This is a genomic window from Erwinia sp. GW821-FHT03D09, assembly GCF_059420805.1.
In genome coordinates this window covers 112,146-133,670 of record NZ_JBWKUK010000006.1, presented here as the reverse complement: position 1 = coordinate 133,670, position 21,525 = coordinate 112,146, and the positions used below count along the sequence as shown (strand labels likewise).

Genomic DNA, 21,525 nt, shown 5'->3' with positions numbered 1-21,525 from the left:
GCCACGTAGATTATGCTCACACAACTACGCGAAATAGTTGAGAAAGTGGCGGCAGCGCCCCGGCTTACCGAGGCGCTGGATATTCTGGTTAATGAGATTTGTCTGGCCATGGATATCGAGGTTTGCTCGGTTTATCTGGCCGATCATGAACGCCGCTGTTACTACCTGATGGCAACGCGTGGGCTGAAAAAGCCGCGTGGGCGTACTGTCGCCCTGGCATTTGATGAAGGCATTGTCGGGCTGGTTGGCCGCCTGGCCGAACCTATCAACCTCGCCGATGCGCAAAAGCACCCCAGTTTCAAATTTATCCCTTCGGTGAAAGAAGAGCGTTTTCGTTCATTTCTTGGCGTACCGATCATAAGCCGACGCCAGTTGCAGGGCGTTCTGGTGGTTCAACAGCGCGAACATCGCCAGTTTGATGAAAGCGAAGAGTCGTTTCTGGTTACCCTTGCCACGCAGATGGCGGCGATTCTTTCTCAGTCGCAGCTAAATGTTCTTTTTGGGCAATACCGGCAGACGCGCATTAAAGCGCTGGCGGCCTCGCCCGGCGTTGCGGTGGCTGAAGGTTGGGTGGATTCCTCACAGCCTTCACTGGAGCATGTTTCCGCCGCATCAACGCTGGATTCGGTGCGCGAACGCGAACGGCTGGCGCTGGCGATGGCCGAGGCATCAAATGAGTTTCGCCGCTACAGCAAGCGCTTTACCGCCAGTATGCATAAAGAAAGTGCGGCGATTTTCGATCTCTATTCACATCTGCTCAGTGATGCGCGGCTGAAAAAAGATCTGCTGGCGGAAATTGATGCGGGCTCGGTAGCGGAGTGGGCGGTAAAAAAGGTTATAGAGAAATTTGCTGCACAGTTTGCCAGCCTGCAGGACAGCTACCTGCGGGAGCGGTCCGGTGATTTACGCGTTCTCGGGCAGCGCCTGCTGTTTCACCTCGACGATACTATTCAAGGTACCAATACCTGGCCTGAACGCTTTGTGCTGGTGGCCGACGAACTGACCGCTACCACCCTGGCTGAGCTGCCGCATGAAAGGCTGGCGGGGGTTGTCGTACGCGATGGTGCCGCTAACTCCCATGCGGCGATCATGGTTCGTGCCATGGGCATCCCCACGGTGATGGGGGCTGATATTCAGCCAGACCTGATGAAGGGACGCTTGCTCATCGTCGATGGTTATCGCGGCGAGCTGCTCGTTGATCCCGAACCGGTGCTGGTGCAGGAATATCAGCGGCTGATCAGCGAAGAAAATGAATTAAGCCAGCTGGCAGAAGGCCTGGTTGAGCAGCCGGGCGCGCTTAGAAGCGGCGAACCGGTGAAAGTCATGCTTAATGCTGGTTTGAGTGCTGAACATGAACATCCCCTTGGTAGCCGGGTAGACGGCGTTGGCCTTTATCGTACCGAGATTCCGTTTATGTTACAGAACGGTTTTCCTTCGGAAGAAGAGCAGGTTGCACAGTATCAGGGAATGCTGCAGCTGTTTCTGGATAAGCCGGTCACATTGCGCACGCTGGATATTGGTGCCGACAAGCAGCTGCCCTATATGCCGATCAGTGAAGAAAATCCCTCTCTGGGATGGCGGGGTATTCGCCTGACGCTCGATCAGCCCGAGATCTTTCTTGTTCAGCTGCGTGCGATGCTGCGGGCGAACGTTGCCAGCGGAAACCTGAGTATCCTGCTGCCGATGATTACCAGCCTTGAGGAGATCGACGAGGCGCGGCGACTGCTCGACAGGGCGGGGCGCGAGGTGGAAGAAATGCTGGGCTATGCTATTCCGCGCCCGCGCCTTGGGGTGATGATCGAAGTTCCGTCGATGATCTTTATGCTGAGCCATCTGCGGGATCGTGTCGATTTCGTCTCCGTTGGCACCAACGATTTGACCCAGTACCTGCTGGCCGTAGATCGTAACAACACCCGGGTTGCCAGTCTTTACGATAGCCTGCATCCGGCAGTACTTCGTGCATTGCACAGTATTGGACAGGAAGCCAGTCGTGCAGGGGTAGAACTCTGCCTGTGTGGTGAAATGGCGGGCGATCCGATGTGCGTGGTTATGCTGATCGGTATGGGTTATTTCCATCTCAGCATGAACGGCCGTAATGTGGCGCGCGTAAAGTATTTACTTCGCCATATCGACCAGTCAGAAGCCCGGGAACTTGCCCAGCGTGGTCTTGAAGCGCCACACACCAGTGAAGTCCGTCAACTGATTGCGGCCTTTATGGAGCGCAGAGGGCTGGGTGGTCTGATCCGGGGCGGAAAATAGTCATCCGATCCGGTGCTTAACAAAGTTTACAGTTACGCCGGACCGGAATAATTCGCATTATGCTATGATGCGCAGCCTTAAGCAGCGCTATGTGCGCACGCGTCTACATATTCCGTCGCCTGCCCGTCAGGACAGAATTTAAAAATGGTGAAAGATGAATAACGGCTATCTGGCTTTCCCCCAATTTGATCCGGTGATCTTCTCTATCGGCCCTGTGTCTCTTCACTGGTACGGGCTGATGTATCTGGTTGGTTTTGTTTTCGCTATGTGGCTGGCCGTACGTCGGGCTAATAAGCCAGGCAGCGGCTGGAAAAAAGAGGAAGTTGAAAATCTGCTCTATGCGGGATTCCTCGGTGTATTCCTCGGCGGCCGTATCGGCTATGTCCTTTTTTACAACATGCCGCTGTTCCTCGATAACCCACTGTATCTGTTTAAGGTCTGGGACGGCGGTATGTCATTCCACGGCGGCCTGATTGGTGTGATCGTGGTGATGCTGATCTTTGCCCGCAGAACCAAGCGTACCTTCTTCCAGGTTTCAGACTTTATCGCTCCGCTGATCCCGTTTGGTCTGGGAGCTGGCCGTCTCGGCAACTTTATCAACGGCGAGCTGTGGGGCCGCGTTGACCCTAATCTGCCCTGGGCCATGCTGTTCCCGGGCTCACGCAGTGAAGATATTGCGCTGGTATCTACTCATCCAGAATGGCAGTCTCTGCTGGCGACCTACGGTGTGCTGCCGCGCCACCCTTCACAGCTCTATGAGCTGATTCTGGAAGGGATCGTGTTGTTTATCATTCTGAATGTCTTTATCCGCAAATCGCGCCCAATGGGAGCCGCCTCCGGTCTGTTCCTGATTGGCTATGGCGCTTTCCGTATTATTATTGAGTTCTTCCGCCAGCCCGATCAGCAGCTTGGTCTGTTCAGCGGCATCAGCATGGGGCAAATCCTCTCCGTGCCGATGATTCTGGCCGGCGTGATTATGATGATCTGGGCGTATCGCCGCCGCCCGCAGCAGCAACTTCGTGAGGAAAAATGAAACAGTATCTGGAATTAATGCAGCATGTCCTTGAGCAGGGCACACCGAAAAACGATCGTACCGGAACGGGTACGCTGTCAGTCTTCGGTCATCAGATGCGTTTCAATCTGCAGGACGGGTTTCCGCTGGTCACGACCAAGAAGTGTCATCTGCGCTCCATCATTCATGAGCTGCTGTGGTTCCTCAATGGCGATACAAATATCGCTTATCTGAAAGAAAATAACGTTTCGATCTGGGACGAGTGGGCTGATGAAAACGGCGATCTCGGCCCGGTCTACGGCAAGCAGTGGCGCAGCTGGGGTACCCCGGATGGCCGCCAGATCGATCAGTTGAGCAAAGTTGTTGAGCAGCTTAAAAGCGATCCCGATTCTCGCCGTATTATCGTTTCCGCGTGGAACGTGGGTGAACTGGATGAGATGGCGCTGGCACCGTGCCACGCTTTCTTCCAGTTTTACGTAGCGGACGGCAAGCTTTCCTGCCAGCTATACCAGCGCTCGTGCGATATCTTCCTCGGGCTGCCGTTTAATATTGCCAGCTATGCGCTACTGGTGCATATGATGGCGCAGCAGTGCGATCTGGAAGTGGGTGATTTCGTCTGGACCGGGGGAGATACTCACCTGTACAGCAACCACCTGGAACAGACTCGCCTGCAGCTGAGCCGTGAACCGCGTGCACTGCCGCAGCTGGTGATTAAACGTAAACCGGTCTCTATTTTTGACTATCGTTTCGATGATTTCGAAATCGTTGGCTACGATCCGCATCCGGCGATCAAAGCCCCGGTAGCCGTGTAAAAATGCTATCCCCGGTATGAATGATACCGGGGAATGCTTCACGCCGCGGACTGCGGTGGATAACAGTCAAAAATATCCGTCAGTAGCGGATAGCCAGCCGCCTGCGGCAGCTCAAAGTGCCACCATTCCGTTGCAATTCCTTGAAAACCTCCCTCCAGCATAATTGCACTGAGCATCAGTCGGTTACGTAATGCCTGCGCCGGTACGGAAGGATGCCACGGATGTGAACGTTCATGCATCTCATCAAATCCACTGCCCATATTCACAATATTCCCCAGCTCATCAATCAGCGTGACGTCCACGGCGGTACCACGAGAGTGATTCGACCCCTGCGTAACGGGAATAACATAGTCAGGGTTCGGGCAGGCCTGCCACAGATTCATTTGGGCTTTCTGCGGGCGGTAGGCGTCATAAATCAACAGCGTAAAGCCCGCAATCGCGGCAATATGTACACTGCGAGCCAACGCGGCGGCAGCATCCGGGTGCAACAGGCAGCGGTGTTCGCAGTAGATTGGCTGACCGGTAATGTTATCCGCCGTGGCATATTTTAAATCGATCTTCACCTGTGGCAGCGAGGTGGCAATATCGATCATGTGAATCTCATCCATTTTATCTCTCTTGGTTCTGCTCGGATCTGACGTGCTGACTCTACCCAGGGATTTTTCAGCTCTGGCACACTTAACTCGCTCAGGCATCTTAGTCTTTCTCACCGGCGGTGCTAAGCGAATCCGGCGATGGTATGAGACTTGTTGGCAAAAATGCGTAACGTCCCGCAGCGAGAATGAATACCAATGAGAATGCGTATTTAGCCTGGAAGATAACGCGCAAGCCCACAAGGGGCCACTGGCAGCCTGAAGCATAAAAGCCAACACTGGGCTGATGAAAATAACGCAATCAGCGGGGTTCACATTGCTGGAACTGATGATGGTAATAGCGCTTATTGCCGTGCTGAGCCTGGGATCATGGCAGGGATGGCAGCGGTGGCAGCAGCTACGTCAGCTTAATGACAGCGCGCAGCAGATTCAGCGGCTGCTATTGCGCCTGCGCAGCGATGCCTGGTGGCATAACGCCGATAGGATCGTCTGGCTTAAGTCGGGTAGATACTGGTGTCTGGGGGGCGGAACCCGTCCTGATGATGTCTGTCCTTTGCAAGCCCGGTTTACGCTGCGGGCTCCCTGGCCGGAAGTCAGCATACGCTCAATGACAGCGGAAATCGGGTTCTATGGTGTGAAGAATACCGCCCGCCCCGGGAATATCACTATTGCGAGCGATGCCGGTGAACGGCGAATCATTGTTTCTTCGCGTGGCAGGGTGCGCATTTGCTCAGTATCAGAGGAAGGATGCCGATGAATGCGGGGGGATTTACCTTACTTGAGACACTGCTGTCGATGGCGATTGGCAGCGTAATCATGCTCGGTGCTGCGCGAACGTTACCGTTATTGCAGCAGCATAATTTGCGCTTGCAGATGCAGGTTCAGCTCAATGAAGAGCTGCAGCAGATTATGCAGACACTGGAAAAATCCGTTCGGCGGGCAGGCTACTGCCACGGTCGCTGTAGTGGGGACGCGCTGCAGATTCAGAACGGAGGCAGTTGTCTGCTGGTGCGCTGGGATGAAAACAGCAATGGACAATGGGAGAGCTCCGGGCGAGAAGACAGCGATTACTACGGCTTTCGCCTGAGATCGAAAAATCTGGAAATGCAGCGCGGCGTTGACCGCTGTGGGGGCGGAGGTTGGGAGAAGTTGAACGATCCCCGAGTTATCACCATTGAGGAGTTCAGGGTTCTTCGTAACCGGCAACAGGTTCGCGTGATGCTGAAGGGAAGCTCCAGCGCCTGGCCGGCTCTGGTCCAGCATATTGAGCACTGGCTGGTGGCGGAGAATTTATAATGCATTCGCAACAGGGAAGCAGCGTGCTGCTGATGGTGATGATCATTCTACTTATGGGCACGGCATTGCTGCACGCTACCCGCCAGCAGTTAAGTGATAATCTCAGCCTGGTCAGTGATGAACGGCACTATATCCTCGAGTACACCGATGCAGTTTCCGCGCTGGCGTGGGGAGAGCGCTTGACGTGGCTCAATGCTGATGAAGGCTGGCACTGTCAGCTTGAACCGCAGTATACGTGGCGTACCTGTCTGCTTAGCCACGCCTCCGGAATCCTGCTGCGCGGTGACAGTGGCATTGGGACGTTGTCTCTGTATCGCTGGGTTAGCAGACGTACCGGAGGAAAAATTAGCGCGGTCCCCCATGGCTGGCTGGATTACTGCCCACTGCCAGACGGGAGGCTGTGTGATGAATCTGCATTGCAATCAACGGGGATTTAGCCTCATAGAAACGCTGTTTGCCCTCCTGCTGTTTAGCGTCAGCATCGCGGCTCTGATGCGCTATCAGCTGGTGCTGGCAGAGGGGGGCCAACAGCAGTGGCAGCAGCGCAGCGCATGGCGTAATGCCCGGCAACTGCTGCAGGGTAATCCGCTGGAGGGATGGCAGGCACAGTTGCAGCAGAAGAATGGCCCTGTCGGATGCCTGCTGCTGATGGCAAAAACGGTAAGCCCAGCGGGTCGCAGAGCCGAACTGGTTCAGTTGCGCTGCCCGGCGGTGGATAATTGACTGCAGCAGCGCTACATTTCCAATGTTCATCCTGTGGAGGTAGAGTACCCTTCAGGAAATTAAACCCTCTTACGTTGAGAATCTGTCGGTTATGTTCACTGTTTACCACTCCAATCAGCTGGATCTGCTAAAGACGCTGGCATCATGGCAGATAAAAAATCGGCCTTTGCCTAACCCGCTGAATCCGGAAGTGGTGCTGGTTCAGAGCCCCGGCATGGCACAGTGGCTGCAAATGTCGCTGGCCGAAGATTTTGGCATCGCTGCTAATATTGATTTCCCGCTGCCCGCCAGCTTTATATGGGATATGTTTGTTCGCGTGCTGCCGGATATTCCACGTGAGAGCGCATTCAGCAAGTCCGGTATGAGTTGGAAGCTGATGGCGATCCTCCCTGAGATGCTGCCGGGAGAGGCTTTCGCAACGCTGCGTAATTACCTCAGCGATGACGACGATAAGCGCAAGCTGTTCCAGCTGGCCTCCAGAGTCGCCGACCTGTTTGACCAGTATCTGGTGTATCGTCCGCAGTGGCTTAACGGATGGGAAAAAGGTGAACTGACCGAGGGGCTTGGCGAGGCGCAGGTCTGGCAGGCTCCGCTGTGGGCGGCACTGGTTGAATATACCCATCAGCTTGGGCAGCCTGAATGGCACCGTGCCAACCTCTATCAGCGTTTTATTCAGCGGCTTGAAAACAGCCCGACGCGCCCGCCGAATTTGCCCGATCGGGTATTTATCTGCGGAATATCGGCACTGCCACCGGTTTACTTGCAGGCCTTGAGCGCGCTGGGTAAACATATCGACATTCATCTGCTGCTTACCAATCCCTGCCGTCATTACTGGGGAGATATTCAGGATTACGCGTTCCTGGCCAGGCTACAAAGCCGCAATCGGAGGCACTATCAGGATAATCGTGAGATCCCGCAGTTCCGTGATGCTGATAGCGCATCAACACTGTTTAACGATGCCGGAGAGCAGCAGCTAAGTAATCCTCTGTTGGCTTCGTGGGGCAAGCTGGGGCGCGATAATCTCTACCTGCTGGCGCAGATAGAGCCGAATGAGGTCTTCGCCTTTGTCGATCTTGAACCGGTAAACCTGCTGCAAACACTGAAACGGGATCTGCTGGAGCTGGAGGATAACGCGGTTATCGGGCTGAAAAAAAGCGAATGGGAAAGCAGTGAAGCCAAACGCCTGCTGGCGCCGGAGGATCGGTCAATTGTGATCCATCAGTGCCACAGCCCGCAGCGCGAGGTTGAAATTTTGCAGGATCGTCTGCTGGCGATGATGGCCGACGATCCGGCGCTGACCCCGCGCGATATCATCGTCATGGTGGCTGATATTGACGCCTATACGCCTTTTATTCAGGCGGTATTTGGTAATGCGCCACCGGAGCGTGCGCTGCCGTTTGCCATTTCCGATCGCCGCGCCAGTCAGGTTCACCCCGCGCTTCAGGCGTTTATTTCGCTACTGAGCCTGCCTGACAGCCGCTTCACCGCTGAAGATGTCCTGGCACTGCTTGAAGTTCCGGCAGTGGCGGGGCGCTTTGCTATTGATGAAGAGGGGCTGCGCCTGCTGCGCCACTGGGTTGCTGAATCCGGTATTCGCTGGGGCCTGGATGATGACAACGTCCGCGAACTGGACCTGCCCGCTACGGGACAGCACACCTGGCACTTCGGCCTGACGCGAATGCTGCTGGGCTATGCGATGAACAGTGATGCCGGGGAGTGGCAGGGAATCCTGCCCTATGATGAGTCCAGTGGTTTGATTGCGGAACTGGCGGGGAATCTGGCCGAGTTACTAATGCAGCTGCATCGCTGGCGGCGCTGGCTGGATGAAACCAGCGATTTGGCACACTGGCTGCCGCTCTGTCGCCAGTTGTTAGATGATTTCTTTGTTTGTGATGCCGAAACGGAAGCGGCGCTAACGCTGATTGAAGAACAGTGGAAGCAGGTGATTGGCTACGGCGTTGAGGCCGGTTATCAGCAGGCCGTACCGCTAACCGTACTGCGTGATGAACTGGTCTCCCGGCTCGATCAGCAGCGTATCAGCCAGCGTTTCCTGGCGGGGCCGGTGAACTTCTGTACCCTGATGCCGATGCGCTCCATTCCCTTCAAGGTGGTGTGCCTGCTGGGCATGAACGACGGTATTTATCCACGGACGCTGCCACCGCTTGGCTTTGATTTAATGAGTAAACAGCTGCAAAAAGGCGATCGCAGCCGCCGCGATGATGACCGCTATCTGTTCCTGGAAGCGCTAAATTCAGCGCAGCAGCAGCTGTATATCAGCTATATAGCCCGTTCAATTCAGGATAATACGGAACGATATCCCTCTGTGCTGGTCAGTGAATTAGTGGAGTACATCTGTCAGAGCTTCTGCCTGCCCGAAGACCGTTCGCTGGATGTTGACCGCAGTGCGCAAAACGTGGCGCGCCATCTGCATCACCTGAACAGCAGAATGCCCTTTGCGGCCGAAAACTTCAGTGCAAATTCTGAGTTCAGAAGTTTTGCTGAAGAGTGGTTACCTGCCGCTAAAGCATCGGGTATTGCTCATCCGCCGTTTATGCAGCCGTTAGCTGCGGAAAAGCTTGATACGCTAAGTTTTGAGCGGCTGGTACGCTTCTGGCGGCATCCGGTCAGGGCATTTTTCAGCATGCGGCTGGGCGTCAGTTTCAGGCTGGAAGAGATGGAATTGCCGGACGCAGAGCCTTTTGCACTGGATGGCCTGACGCGTTATCAGATGAATGCGCAGCTGTTGAACAGCCTGATTGAAGGAGAGGACAGTTCCCGTCTCTATGCCCGGCAGCGCGCTTCAGGGGCTTTGCCCTACGGTGCTTTTGGCGAACTGATTTGGGAAGAGCAGGAGCAGGAAATGAACGTGCTGGCCAATCGCGTGCGTGAACAGCGGGCGGCGGCGGAAAGCCAGGAAATTTCACTGCTGGTTGACGGTGTTTTGCTTACCGGCTGGCTTGCTCAGGTGCAGGACAGTGGACTGTTACGCTGGCGCCCGGGCAATCTCAACTTTAAGGATGGCCTTACCCTGTGGCTGGAACACCTGGTCTACTGCGCGATGGGAGGCAACGGTACCAGCCTGATGCTGGGTCGCAACGACAGCGAATGGCGATTCCCGGCGGTTGCGGCAGCTGACGCCCTGCATCAGCTGGCACATTACGTTGAGGGTTACTGTGAGGGTATGTGCTCGCCGCTGCTGCTGACTGAATCGGGTGCGGCCTGGCTGCAAGAAAGTTACGATGAATCATCTGCTGAGCTGCTGCATGATGATGCCGTGCAGAAAAAAGCACGTAACAAGCTGCTGGCGCGCTGGCAGGGGAATTATCAGATTGAGGGTGAAGGCTGCGATCCCTATCTGCAACGGGTGATCCGTACGCTGGATGAAACGCACCTGCAGGCCATGACCGGGCATGCTGAGCGCTGGCTTTTACCGCTGCTTAAGGCGCACCGTTCTGTATAGTATTTGGTGAGGTACCCACTTTCCCCAAGGAAGACAGGGGAAGTTTTACGGACAATCAGGACGATCTCCTGTAGTGTTATTTTATAACAATTAAACACCAGCAAAATTGAGGGAGTTTGAATGCGTCGTTATGCAGTCTGGTTAGTTTACTTTGTCTTTTTCGCTCTGTTCAGCCCGCTGACGCAGGCAGAAAACGGATGGCAACCGGTTACAGACATTATTCGCAAAAGTGAAAAAGACCCTCGTCAGTACAAGGCGATCCGCCTGGATAACGGCATGACCGTCCTGTTGGTTTCCGATGATAAGGCCACAAAGTCACTGGCCGCACTGGCGCTGCCGGTCGGATCGCTGGAAAACCCCACCGACCAGCTTGGCCTGGCCCACTATCTTGAGCATATGGTGTTGATGGGATCAAAGCGCTACCCGCAGCCGGATAACCTCGCCGAATTTTTGAAAAAGCACGGTGGTAGCCACAACGCCAGTACCGCATCCTATCGTACGGCGTTTTATCTGGAAGTTGCGAACGATGCGCTGCAACCGGCGGCCGACAGGCTTGCCGATGCCATTGCCGAACCGCTGCTCGATCCGGTTAATGCCGATCGCGAACGTAATGCGGTTAACGCCGAACTGACCATGGCGCGATCCCGTGACGGTTTGCGTATGGCACAGGTTGGTGCTGAAACGCTGAATCCCGAACATCCCAGCTCACGCTTTTCCGGCGGGAACCTGGAAACCCTGCGTGATAAGCCGGGCAGTAAACTGCATGATGCCCTGAAGGCTTTTTATCAGCGTTATTACTCAGCCAACTTGATGAAGGCGGTGATTTACAGTAATAAACCGCTTCCCGAGATGGAAAAAATAGCTGTCGAAACCTTTGGCCGCGTCGAAAACCGTCAGGCGACGGTGCCGGATATCACCGTACCGGTAGTGACCGATAAGCAGAAAGGCATCATCATTCACTATGTGCCGGCACAGCCGCGCAAGCAGCTGCGTATTGAGTTTCGCATTGATAACAACAGCGCCGAGTTCCGTAGTAAAACCGATACGCTTATAGGCTATTTGATTGGTAACCGCAGCAAAAATACCTTATCCGACTGGCTGCAAAGCCGTGGGCTGGCTGACTCGATTAGCGCCGGTGCCGATCCGGTTATCGACCGCAACGGTGGGGTATTCTCGATTTCCGTCTCGCTGACGGATAAAGGCCAGGCCAATCGTGATGAAGTTATCGCGGCAGTCTTCAGCTATCTGAACACCTTACGTACGCAGGGCATCGATAAAAGTTACTTTGATGAAGTGGCGCACGTGCTGGACCTGGATTTCCGTTATCCTTCCATCACCCGCGATATGGACTACATCGAATGGCTGGTGGATACCATGCTTCGCGTGCCGGTTGCCGACGTGCTGGATGCACCGTACATCGCAGACCGCTACGATCCGCAGGCCATTAAAGCGCGCCTTGAGGGAATGACCCCGCAGAATGCCCGCATCTGGTTTATCAGCCCGAATGAGCCCCACAACAAAACGGCCTACTTCGTTGATGCGCCTTATCAGGTGGATAAAATCAGCAGCGAAAGGTTCAGCAAATGGCAGGCAGAGAGCGACAAGCTTACCCTGTCTCTGCCGGTGCTCAACCCGTACATTCCTGATGACTTCAGCCTGATCAAGCCGGATAAGAAGTATGAGCGTCCGGAAGAGTTGCTCAATCAGCCTGGGCTGCGGGTCTTCTACATGCCAAGCCAGTACTATGCTGATGAGCCTAAGGCCAATATCACCCTGGCGCTGCGTAACAAAGCAGCGGTGGACAGCGCGCAGAACCAGGTGCTGTTTGCTCTTAATGATTATCTGGCTGGCGTGGCGCTGGATGAACTGAGCTCGCAGGCATCGGTCGGTGGTATCAGCTTCTCCACCAGGGAAGATGATGGCGTCACGTTCAGTGCCAGCGGTTTTACTCAGCGCCTGCCGAAGTTGATGAAGCAGCTGCTGGAAGGGTATGCCAGCTTTACGCCGACCGAACAGCAGCTGGAGCAGGCCAAGTCCTGGTATCTGGAACGCCTGGACTCGGCGGAAAAAGGCAAAGCATTTGAACTGGCTATCCAGCCAGCGCAGCTGCTGTCGCGTCTGCCTTATACCCAGCGCAGTGAGCGCCGTAAGCTGCTGCCAGCTATTACCCTTAAGCAGCTACTGGACTACCGTAAAATGCTGCTGGAGCAGTCCACGCCCGAACTGCTGGTTGTCGGCAATATGACTCCTGATGCGGTAAACGACCTGGCTGAGCAGGTCAGACAGCAGCTGAATTGTGAAGGCCACAGCTGGTGGCACAGTGAATTTATTAAGGTCGATAAAAAGGCACTGGCCAACCTGCAAAAAGCGGGAAGCAGCACGGACTCTGCGCTGGCGGCGGTCTACGTGCCGGTTGGCTTTGATGAACATCAAAGCATGGCCAGCAGTTCGATGCTGAGCCAGATTATCCAGCCGTGGTTCTATAACCAGCTGCGAACCGAAGAGCAGCTTGGCTACGCGGTGTTTGCTTTCCAGATGCCGGTAGGGCGTCAGTGGGGCATCGGCTTTTTGTTGCAAAGTAACGTGAAGCAGCCCGCCTATCTACTGCAGCGCTTCGAGGCATTTTATCCTTCCGCTGAGAAGCGCCTGCGAGCGCTGAGCAAAGAGGATTTTGCCCAGTATCAGGCAGCGATGATCAACGAACTGAAGCAGCGTCCGCAGACTCTGGATGAAGAAGCCAGTCGCTACAGCAAAGATTTTAATCGCGAAAATTATCAGTTCGATACCCGTGAAAAAGTGATTGCGCAGATTCAGGCCCTGACGCCGGAAAGTATTGCTGATTTCTTCCATCAGGCGGTGATTGCACCAACCGGTCTGGCACTGCTATCGCAGGTTTCCGGCAGCCATCACGGTAAGGCGGACTATGCGGCTCCAGCAGGCTGGAAGACCTGGAAGAATATCTCTACTCTGCAACAGTCGTTCCCGGTGAGCCAGGATAAACCATGAGTCAGCAGGTTGCGGAAAGGCTGAATGCGTTAACCCTGCCGCTGCACGGCGAGCGATTGATTGAAGCGTCGGCGGGTACGGGGAAAACCTTTACCATCGGCCTTCTTTATCTGCGACTGCTGCTGGGATTAGGCGGAGAATCTGCATTCAGCCGTCCGCTGTCGGTGGAGGAGATTTTGGTGGTGACCTTTACCGAGGCTGCCACCGCCGAGCTTCGCGGGCGTATTCGTGAAGACATCCACGCGCTGCGTATCGACTGTGTGCGTGGTGAAAGCCGTAATCCGATGCTGCAAGCGTTGATTGAGCAAATTCCCGATCTGCGGCAGGCCGCATCAGTACTGCTGGCGGCCGAGCGGCAGATGGATGAAGCCGGTATCTTTACCATTCACGGCTTCTGTCAGCGGATGCTCAATCTGAACGCCTTTGAATCCGGCATGCTGTTCGAACAGCAGCTGATTGAAGATGAAACGCCGCTGCGTCGCCGTGCAGCGGCGGATTTCTGGCGACGCCACTGTTATCCGCTGCCGCTGCCGGTTGCGCGCGTTGTTCGCCAGCTGTGGAATGGGCCTGAGCAGCTGCTCAGGGACCTGTCGCCCTGGCTGGGGGGCGAGGCGCCCTCGCTGAAGTCAGCACCAAACCCGGAAGAAACGCTGGAACAGCGTCACGAGGCGATTATCGCCCAGATAACTGCGCTGAAGCAGGCATGGCTGGCTGCGGGAAATCTGTTTGAGTTGATTGATGCGTCAGGTATCGACAGGCGTAGCTACAACAGTAAGCACTTACCTAACTGGCTGAATAAAATCACCCAGTGGGCGCAAAGCGAAACGCTTGATTATGACGTGGCAAAAGATCTCGAACGTTTCGGCCAGCGTGTGCTGGTGGAGAAAACTAAAAAAGGTCTCGCTCCCGTTCATCCACTGTTTGAACAGATTGATGCTTTTTTGGCACAGCCCCGCACGCTGCGTGACCTGATTGTTGCTCACGCGCTGGACGAAATCCGTGCAGTCACCCGCCAGGAAAAACGCCTGCACGCGCAGTTAGGATTTGACGACTTGCTTGGCCGCTTCGATGCAGCGTTACAACAGCCCGGCGGTAATCTGCTGGCTGCAGCCGTGCGTCAGCGCTTCCCGGTAGCCCTGATCGACGAATTTCAGGATACCGACCCGCAGCAGTATCGAATTTTTCAGACGCTGTACGTGGGGCAGGCCGATAGCGCTCTGCTGCTGATTGGCGACCCGAAGCAGGCGATCTATGCTTTTCGTGGCGCGGATATCTTTACCTATATGAAGGCGCGGGCTGAAGTCAGCGCCCACTATACTCTTGAAACCAACTGGCGTTCTTCACCGTCGATGGTGGCCAGCGTTAATCAGCTGTTCCAGCGTCATCCTGCCCCGTTTGTGTTCCAGGATATCCCTTTTATTGAGGTCAGTCCGGCGGAACCCAACCATTCCCTGAGCTTCAGTGTGGATGGTGTGCAACAGCCCGCCCTGAAGTTCTGGCTGCAGCCTGGCGACGGTGTGGGAGTGACTGATTATCAGCACTATATGGCGCAGCAGTGTGCGACGGAAATCTGCCGCTGGCTGACTGCCGGGCAGCAGGGGCTGGCGCTGATTGGAAAAATACCGCACCTTAAACCGCTACAGGCTTCAGATATTACCATTCTGGTGCGCAGCCGCAGCGAAGCCGCCGTCATGCGTGAGGCGCTGAATCGGCTGACTATTCCCTCCGTCTATCTTTCCAACCGCGATAGCGTATTTACCACACCGGAAGCACGCGAAGTCCTGCTGCTGCTCCAGGCCGTGCTGGCACCGGAGCAGGAGCGTATTTTGCGCAGCGCGCTGGCCAGTAGCCTGTTTGGTCTTGATGCGCTGACGCTGGATGCCCTGAGTCGTGATGAGCGTGCATGGGATGAGCTGGTAGATGAGTTCGATCGTTACCGTCAGCGCTGGCTGAATCGGGGCGTGCTGCCGATGCTGCGTGATCTGATGATGCGGCGGCAAATCGCCGAGAATTTGCTGGCTTCCGACAGTGGTGAACGCCGTCTGACCGATCTACTGCATTTGGGTGAATTATTGCAGGAGGCGGCGACCGCGCTGGACAGCGAGCATGCCCTGGTACGCTGGCTGGCGCAGCAGGTGGTGCAGCCCGACGGCCAGGTGGCTAATCAGCAACTGCGGCTGGAGAGCGATCGCCATCTGGTGCAGATTGTGACTATTCACAAGTCGAAAGGCCTGCAGTATCCGCTGGTCTGGCTGCCGTTCGTCTGTAACTACCGTGCGGCGGAAAACGGCATCTATCACGACAGGCAGACTTTCGAGGCGCTGCTGGATTTACAGCAGGATGAAGAAAGCGCCCGCCTGGCGGAAGAAGAGCGGCTGGCCGAGGACTTACGGCTGCTGTACGTAGCGCTGACGCGTTCGATTTACCACTGTAGCGTTGGGATTGCCCCGTTGATTAAAGGAACGCGTAAGAAAGAAGGCAACAGCGATCTGCACCACAGCGCGCCGGGATATCTTATCCAGCGTGGCGAGGCGACCGATGCTGCAATGCTGCGTGCTCTGCTGGAAGAGATGGAAAGCGATCATACCGCACTGGCTGCCGTACCGCTGACGGAAGCTGAGCTGTGGCAGCCGGAGGTGGAAGGTCAGTTAATCCTGAGCAGCCAGCGGCTGACGCGTCCGCTGCGTGACGACTGGCGCGTGACCAGCTATTCAGGTTTACAGCAGCACGGCCACGCAGCGGCGCTGGATCTTTTGCCGCGGCTGGATGTAGATGCCGCCGGTGAGGCGCAGGATTCACTGCTGCCACAGCTGACGCCGCATACCTTCCCGCGCGGTGCCGCACCGGGTACGTTCCTGCATGGTCTGTTTGAATCCCTGGACTTCTCTGCACCACTTGATAAGCAGTGGCTGACAGAACGGATCAGCGCCGAGGGGCTGGATATGGCCTGGCTGCCAACGATGACGGAATGGATGCTGCGCATTTTGCAAACTCCGCTCAATGACAGCGGCGTTAGCCTGAATCAGCTGTCCACGGATACATGCCGAGTGGAGCTGCAATTTTATTTGCCGATTTCTCGCCTGCTCACCGCAGAGGATCTGGATCGGCTGGTGCGGCAGGACCCGCTCTCCGCCGGATGTCCACCCCTCGATTTTTATCAGGTTCGCGGCATGCTGAAAGGATTTATCGATCTGGTGTTCTGCTGGCAGGGAAAATATTACCTGCTCGACTACAAGTCGAACTGGCTGGGGGAGGAGAGCAGCGCTTATACCCAGGAGGCAATGGCGCAGGCGATGCAGTCTCATCGCTACGATTTACAGTATCAGCTCTACAGTCTGGCGCTGCATCGCTATCTTCGTCAGCGTCTGGCCGGTTACGACTATGAACAGCACTTTGGTGGCGTTATCTATCTTTTCCTGCGTGGCCTGGACGGTACGGAGGGAAGCAACGGTATCTTCAGTACCCGGCCACAGGTGGAGTTTGTCAACGCGCTCGACCGGTTATTTGCTGCCGAAGCGGAGAGTGAAGTATGACGCTAATCGAGCACCTGCAGCTGGCGTGTCGCCAGCGCCTGCTGCGTACACTGGACGTGCAGTTTGCCCTGATGGTGGCTGGTGAACAGCAGCCCGCACTGATGCTGGCAGCGGCCCTGGTCAGCCGCGATGCCGGGGAAGGGCACGTTTGTCTGCCGCTTGAACTGCTGCATCCTGACCAGATGTTCGACGGGCGTCATCCTGAACTGGCACAGGCTATCTGGCAGGCTGCCGGTTCACCCGCGAACTGGCATCAGCTCCTGTCGGAGAGTTCCGCTGTGAGCGATGGTTCGTGTGCCACACCGCTGGTGATGCAGCAGCAGCGGCTCTATCTGCACCGTATGTGGCAGAGTGAAGGGGAAGTGGTGGAGTTTATTCACCGTCAGCAGCAGCCTTTGCCCGTTGATGACGCTGCACTGAGTGAAACGCTGGATCGTTATTTCGGCCAGCAGCCGGAAGACTGGCAGAAAATTGCGGCGGCGGTCGCGATTACAAGGCGGGTTGCCGTGATCTCCGGTGGCCCGGGAACGGGTAAAACCACCACGGTTGCTAAACTGCTGGCCTGTCTGATTGAGCTTTATCCCGGTACTCCGCGAATTGAACTGGCGGCACCGACCGGCAAGGCAGCGGCACGCCTGACCGAGTCGCTGGGCAAAACGCTGCAGCAGCTGGCGCTGGATGATACCGTGTTCAAACGCTTCCCCGCGGAAGCGACAACGCTGCACCGCCTTCTGGGGGCGCTGCCCGGCAGCCAGCGCATGCGCTACCATGCCGGTAACCCGTTGCATCTTGATGTCCTGGTTATCGATGAGGCGTCGATGGTCGATCTGCCGATGCTGGCAAATCTGATTGCCGCACTCCCGCCGCAGGCGCGGGTTATCTTCCTTGGCGATCGCGATCAGCTGGCTTCTGTTGAGGCGGGAGCCGTGCTGGGTGATATCTGTCGGTGCGCCGAATTTGGCTATAGCCCGGCGCGTGCCGCTGAACTTACCCGGCTTACCGGCTGTGAGGTGACGGGGAATGAGGATGCAACCGCACCGCCTGTCCGTGATGCGATTTGCCTGCTGCGCAAGAGCTATCGGTTTACCGCGTCCTCAGGTATCGGTCAGCTGGCGATGGCGGTCAACGCCGGGGATGTTAAACGTGCAGGCGCGGTGTTTGGCGGTGAGTTCAGCGATATCTGTCGCTACGGTTTAAGCAGCAGCGAAGAGTATCAGCAGCTGCTTAACGACTGTGCGTCAGGCTACCGTGATTATCTCTCGCGGCTTGCCGCCGGGGATTCTCCTGCTGACGTGCTGCTGGCGTTTGGGCGCTTCCAGCTTCTGTGCGCGCTGCGCGAGGGTCCGTTCGGCGTTAGCGGCCTGAATGAGCGTATAGAAGCCACGCTGCGCCAGAGCGGGCTGATTCGTCGCGGTATGCTGGCAAACGGTAAATGGTATGTTGGCAGGCCGGTGATGATTGCTCGTAACGATCGCTTACTGGGGCTGTTTAACGGTGATATCGGCATCGCAATGCTGGATGATGAACAGGCGCTGAAGGTATTTTTCCCGTTGCCTGATGGCACGATTAAGGCGGTTCAGCCCAGCCGTTTGCCACCCCACGACACGGCGTATGCGATGACGGTGCATAAGTCTCAGGGGTCAGAGTTTGAGCACACGCTGATGGTACTGCCTAATCAGATCATGCCGGTATTGACCCGTGAGCTGGTTTATACCGGTATTACCCGCGCTAAGCGTCAGCTGACGCTGTACGCTGATACTCGCGTATTTAACAGCGCGGTGAACATGCGTACTCAGCGCCGAAGCGGTTTGGTGGAACGATTGTAAAAATAGCGCGGCGCCAGTTAGCTCTGGCGCACGTGTGCGCTGTTTTCTCGCAGATCCACCATCAGCACTTTGGAACGGCGCTGGTAGTTGTACATCTCTTTCTTGCTGCTCGGCAGCAGCTCTACATCCACCGGCTGGAACCCGCGTTCCTGGAACCAGTGAATACTGCGGGTGGTCAGCACGAACAGCTTCTTCAATCCCATCTGGCGAGCCTGTAGTGCAATACGCTCAAGCAGCGCTTCGCCGCGTGATGAACTGCGGTAATCCGGGTGAACGGCAACGCAGGCCATTTCACCAATCTGCTCTTCCGGGAACGGATAAAGCGCAGCGCAGCCAATAGTCAGGTTATCGCGCTCGATAATGGTGAATTTATCGATTTCCATTTCCAGCTGTTCACGCGACCGGCGCACCAGAATACCCTGCTGCTCCAGTGGACGGATCAGCTCAAGGATACCGCCAATATCGTTAATAGTGGCGCGACGGATCTGCTCGGCACTCTCCATTACGATCTGCGTACCAATACCGTCACGGGAGAACAGCTCCTGCAGCAGTGCACCGTCTTCCTGATAGCTAATCAGATGGCTGCGACGCACGCCGCTGCGGCATGCTTTCACCGCGCCGCGCAGAAAACGCACGGTGCCGGAATGATAGTCCCGATCGTTTTCCAGCTCTTCAATACGCTGCTGTGCTTCGTTCGGGAACAGTTCGGAGACAATATCGCCGCTGCTGTCGGTGACCCCCTGCTCTGAGCAGAAACCGATCATTTTTTCTGCTTTCAGCTTAATCGCCAGCTGGGTTGCCACCTCTTCCGAGGTCAGATTAAAGCTTTCGCCGGTGACGGAGACGGCAACCGGGCCCATCAACACGATGGCACCGCTGTCCAGCTGACGATGGATCGCCTCTTCATCAATGCGGCGAATGCGGCCGCTGTGGCAGTAATCCACCCCGTCATCCACGCCCAGCGGTTGGGCGATAATAAAGTTGCCGCTGACTACATTAATATGCGCGCCCTGAAGCGGGGTATTGTTCAGGCTCATCGACAGACGAGCGGTAATATCCAGCTGCAGCCGACCGGCGGCCTGTTTGACCAGCTCCAGCGATTGCGCGTCCGTTACACGGGTATGCTTGTGATAAACAGGCTCGAGATTTCGCTCGGAGAGGTTGGCATCGATCTGCGGCCTGGCCCCGTAAACCACCACCAGGCGGATGCCCAGGCTATGCAGCAGGCCAATATCGTTAACGATGCTTGAGAAGTTCTCATGCTCGATGGCTTCACCACCCAGCATAATGACAAACGTCTTACCACGGTGGGCATTGATATAGGGAACGGTATGGCGAAAACCCTGAACCAGCTCGGTACTACGTTCCTTCACGGCAAACCCTCTTTGCATTATTATTCGGTAAATGTGTATTTTTATTCTTTTATTGCTTCGGGCGCAAGTGGCATTTTTCCTTAGTTATCACCCAGCACTGATTTTTGCTCACGCTAATGTGCTGCATTTAATCGCTTTTTTGGGGTGACACTGGTTAAGGGATTCGCTAAAGTTTTTGCAAAAAACAAACGTTTGTCTTTTTATTAATCAATTTACAGCAACTGGAGTGGCATGACCGATTCAACATCCCTCAACCGACGACGGTTTTTACAGGGAGCGGGCGCCGTATTGCTGCTCAGCGTCAGCCGGGCAGGTATGGCTGCCGGCGGCCATGTTGTGGCGATCCGTATCTGGCCATCGTCAACCTATTCTCGTCTGACCATTGAGTCCAATATCCCGCTGAAGTATAAGCAGTTCGCGCTCAGTAATCCCGACCGTGTGGTGGTCGATATTGAAAATATCCAGCTCAATCGCACACTGAACGGTGTCGGCAATCTGGTGCGTCAGGACGACCCCTATATCAAAAATGCCCGCGTGGGCCAGTTTGATGCCAGTACCGTACGGCTGGTGCTGGAACTGAAGCAAAACGTTTCACCTAAAACCTTCACGCTGGCGCCGGTCGCCGGGATCAAAAACCGCCTGGTGCTGGATCTCTACCCGGTTAAACAGCCATACGGTGATGATCCGCTGCTGGCATTACTGGAAGATTACAATCAGGGCAAGCTGGAACGCAGCCAGCCCGCTGCGGCACCGCTGCCGGGTAAGGCAGGGAAAGATCGGCCCATCGTGATTATGATTGACCCCGGGCACGGTGGGGAAGATCCCGGTGCGGTCGGCAAGCATAAAACTCGCGAGAAGGATGTGGTACTGAAGATTGGCCGCCGTCTGAAAGCGCTGATCGATAAACACCCAAATATGCGTGCTTATATGACGCGTAATGAAGACGTGTTTATCCCGCTAAAGGTGAGGGTGGCGAAAGCACGTAAGCAGCGTGCGGATCTGTTTGTGTCGATTCACGCAGATGCCTTTACCAGCCGTGCCGCTCGCGGGTCATCGGTCTTTGCTCTGTCTACCAAAGGCGCGACCAGTACCGCAGCGCGTTATCTGGCGCAAACTCAGAACGAATCGGATTTGATTGGCGGCGTGAGCATGAGCGGCGATCGTTATCTCGACCATACGATGTTCGATATGGTGCAGAGCCTGACGATTAACGACAGTCTGAAGTTCGGTAAAGAGGTGCTGTCACGGTTGGGGAAAGTGAATCATCTGCACAAGCGCAGCGTTGACCAGGCCGGGTTTGCCGTACTGAAAGCCCCTGATATTCCATCAATACTGGTTGAAACGGCGTTTATCAGCAATATAGAAGAAGAGCGCAAGCTGCGTACCGCGCATTTTCAGCAGCAGGTGGCTGAGTCGATTTTTGCCGGGATTAAGGCGTACTTTGCGAAAGGCGCATCGCTGAGCCCGCATAAGTAGAGAAGAGTGGGCGGGGAAACCATCCGCTTTACATCAGCGAACAAACTGCAGATACAAAAAAACACCCTGAAGGGTGTTTAATTGGTTGCGGGAGCCGGATTTGAACCGACGACCTTCGGGTTATGAGCCCGACGAGCTACCAGGCTGCTCCATCCC

General features: G+C 55.7%; 14 protein-coding genes and 1 tRNA gene. 12 read left to right on the top strand and 3 right to left on the bottom strand.

Features of this window, described 5'->3' with window-relative positions:
* The first annotated feature begins 12 nt into the window (after positions 1–12).
* The 3 genes from ptsP (at position 13) to thyA (ending at position 4,083) form a co-directional block, all read left to right on the top strand.
* Positions 13–2,259, top strand: a complete 2,247-nt coding sequence (ptsP, locus tag AC07U6_RS07620) for a phosphoenolpyruvate--protein phosphotransferase (protein ID WP_494763687.1) — start codon at positions 13–15, stop codon at positions 2,257–2,259.
* Between the two features lie 154 nt (positions 2,260–2,413).
* Positions 2,414–3,292, top strand: coding sequence for a prolipoprotein diacylglyceryl transferase (lgt, locus tag AC07U6_RS07615; protein ID WP_494763686.1), 879 nt, complete (start codon positions 2,414–2,416; stop codon positions 3,290–3,292).
* Positions 3,289–4,083: a thymidylate synthase gene (gene thyA / locus AC07U6_RS07610; protein WP_494763685.1), complete on the top strand. Its 795-nt coding sequence runs from the start codon at positions 3,289–3,291 to the stop codon at positions 4,081–4,083. The genes lgt and thyA overlap by 4 nt, the downstream gene beginning before the upstream one ends.
* A 38-nt stretch (positions 4,084–4,121) precedes the next feature.
* On the opposite strand, the gene ddpX is transcribed toward thyA, so the two are convergent.
* On the bottom strand, positions 4,122–4,691 hold the full coding sequence (gene ddpX / locus AC07U6_RS07605) for a D-alanyl-D-alanine dipeptidase (protein ID WP_494763684.1): 570 nt from the start codon (positions 4,689–4,691) through the stop codon (positions 4,122–4,124).
* Between the two features lie 271 nt (positions 4,692–4,962).
* Between ddpX and AC07U6_RS07600 the strand changes: the two genes are divergently transcribed.
* The 8 genes from AC07U6_RS07600 (at position 4,963) to recD (ending at position 18,520) form a co-directional block, all read left to right on the top strand.
* Positions 4,963–5,433 carry a prepilin peptidase-dependent protein gene (locus AC07U6_RS07600; protein WP_494763683.1) on the top strand — a complete coding sequence of 157 codons (471 nt, stop codon included), beginning with the start codon at positions 4,963–4,965 and terminating at the stop codon, positions 5,431–5,433.
* A complete protein-coding gene (locus tag AC07U6_RS07595) occupies positions 5,424–5,972 on the top strand; it encodes a prepilin peptidase-dependent protein (protein ID WP_494763682.1) in 549 nt (182 codons plus the stop codon). The genes AC07U6_RS07600 and AC07U6_RS07595 overlap by 10 nt, the downstream gene beginning before the upstream one ends.
* Positions 5,972–6,409: a DUF2509 family protein gene (locus AC07U6_RS07590; RefSeq protein WP_494763681.1), complete on the top strand. Its 438-nt coding sequence runs from the start codon at positions 5,972–5,974 to the stop codon at positions 6,407–6,409. The genes AC07U6_RS07595 and AC07U6_RS07590 overlap by 1 nt, the downstream gene beginning before the upstream one ends.
* Entirely contained in the window at positions 6,378–6,695 is a 318-nt protein-coding gene (locus AC07U6_RS07585; protein ID WP_494763680.1) for a prepilin-type N-terminal cleavage/methylation domain-containing protein, read from the top strand. Before AC07U6_RS07590 ends, AC07U6_RS07585 begins: the two co-directional genes overlap by 32 nt.
* A gap of 91 nt (positions 6,696–6,786) precedes the next feature.
* Positions 6,787–10,155 (top strand): exodeoxyribonuclease V subunit gamma, encoded by a 3,369-nt coding sequence (gene recC, locus AC07U6_RS07580; RefSeq protein ID WP_494763679.1) that lies wholly within the window; start codon positions 6,787–6,789, stop codon positions 10,153–10,155.
* A gap of 120 nt (positions 10,156–10,275) precedes the next feature.
* Positions 10,276–13,161: a pitrilysin gene (gene ptrA, locus AC07U6_RS07575; RefSeq protein ID WP_494763678.1), complete on the top strand. Its 2,886-nt coding sequence runs from the start codon at positions 10,276–10,278 to the stop codon at positions 13,159–13,161.
* On the top strand, positions 13,158–16,694 hold the full coding sequence (gene recB / locus AC07U6_RS07570) for an exodeoxyribonuclease V subunit beta (protein WP_494763677.1): 3,537 nt from the start codon (positions 13,158–13,160) through the stop codon (positions 16,692–16,694). The genes ptrA and recB overlap by 4 nt, the downstream gene beginning before the upstream one ends.
* A complete protein-coding gene (gene recD, locus AC07U6_RS07565) occupies positions 16,691–18,520 on the top strand; it encodes an exodeoxyribonuclease V subunit alpha (protein WP_494763676.1) in 1,830 nt (609 codons plus the stop codon). The genes recB and recD overlap by 4 nt, the downstream gene beginning before the upstream one ends.
* Positions 18,521–18,537: 17 nt before the next feature.
* Here the strand turns inward: recD and argA are convergent, their stop codons facing one another.
* Positions 18,538–19,911 (bottom strand): amino-acid N-acetyltransferase, encoded by a 1,374-nt coding sequence (argA, locus tag AC07U6_RS07560; RefSeq protein ID WP_494763675.1) that lies wholly within the window; start codon positions 19,909–19,911, stop codon positions 18,538–18,540.
* Positions 19,912–20,124: 213 nt separating this feature from the next.
* Between argA and amiC the strand changes: the two genes are divergently transcribed.
* Positions 20,125–21,369 carry an N-acetylmuramoyl-L-alanine amidase AmiC gene (gene amiC, locus AC07U6_RS07555; protein ID WP_494763674.1) on the top strand — a complete coding sequence of 415 codons (1,245 nt, stop codon included), beginning with the start codon at positions 20,125–20,127 and terminating at the stop codon, positions 21,367–21,369.
* A gap of 82 nt (positions 21,370–21,451) precedes the next feature.
* Here amiC and AC07U6_RS07550 read toward each other — a convergent pair.
* Positions 21,452–21,525 (bottom strand) — tRNA-Met (locus AC07U6_RS07550).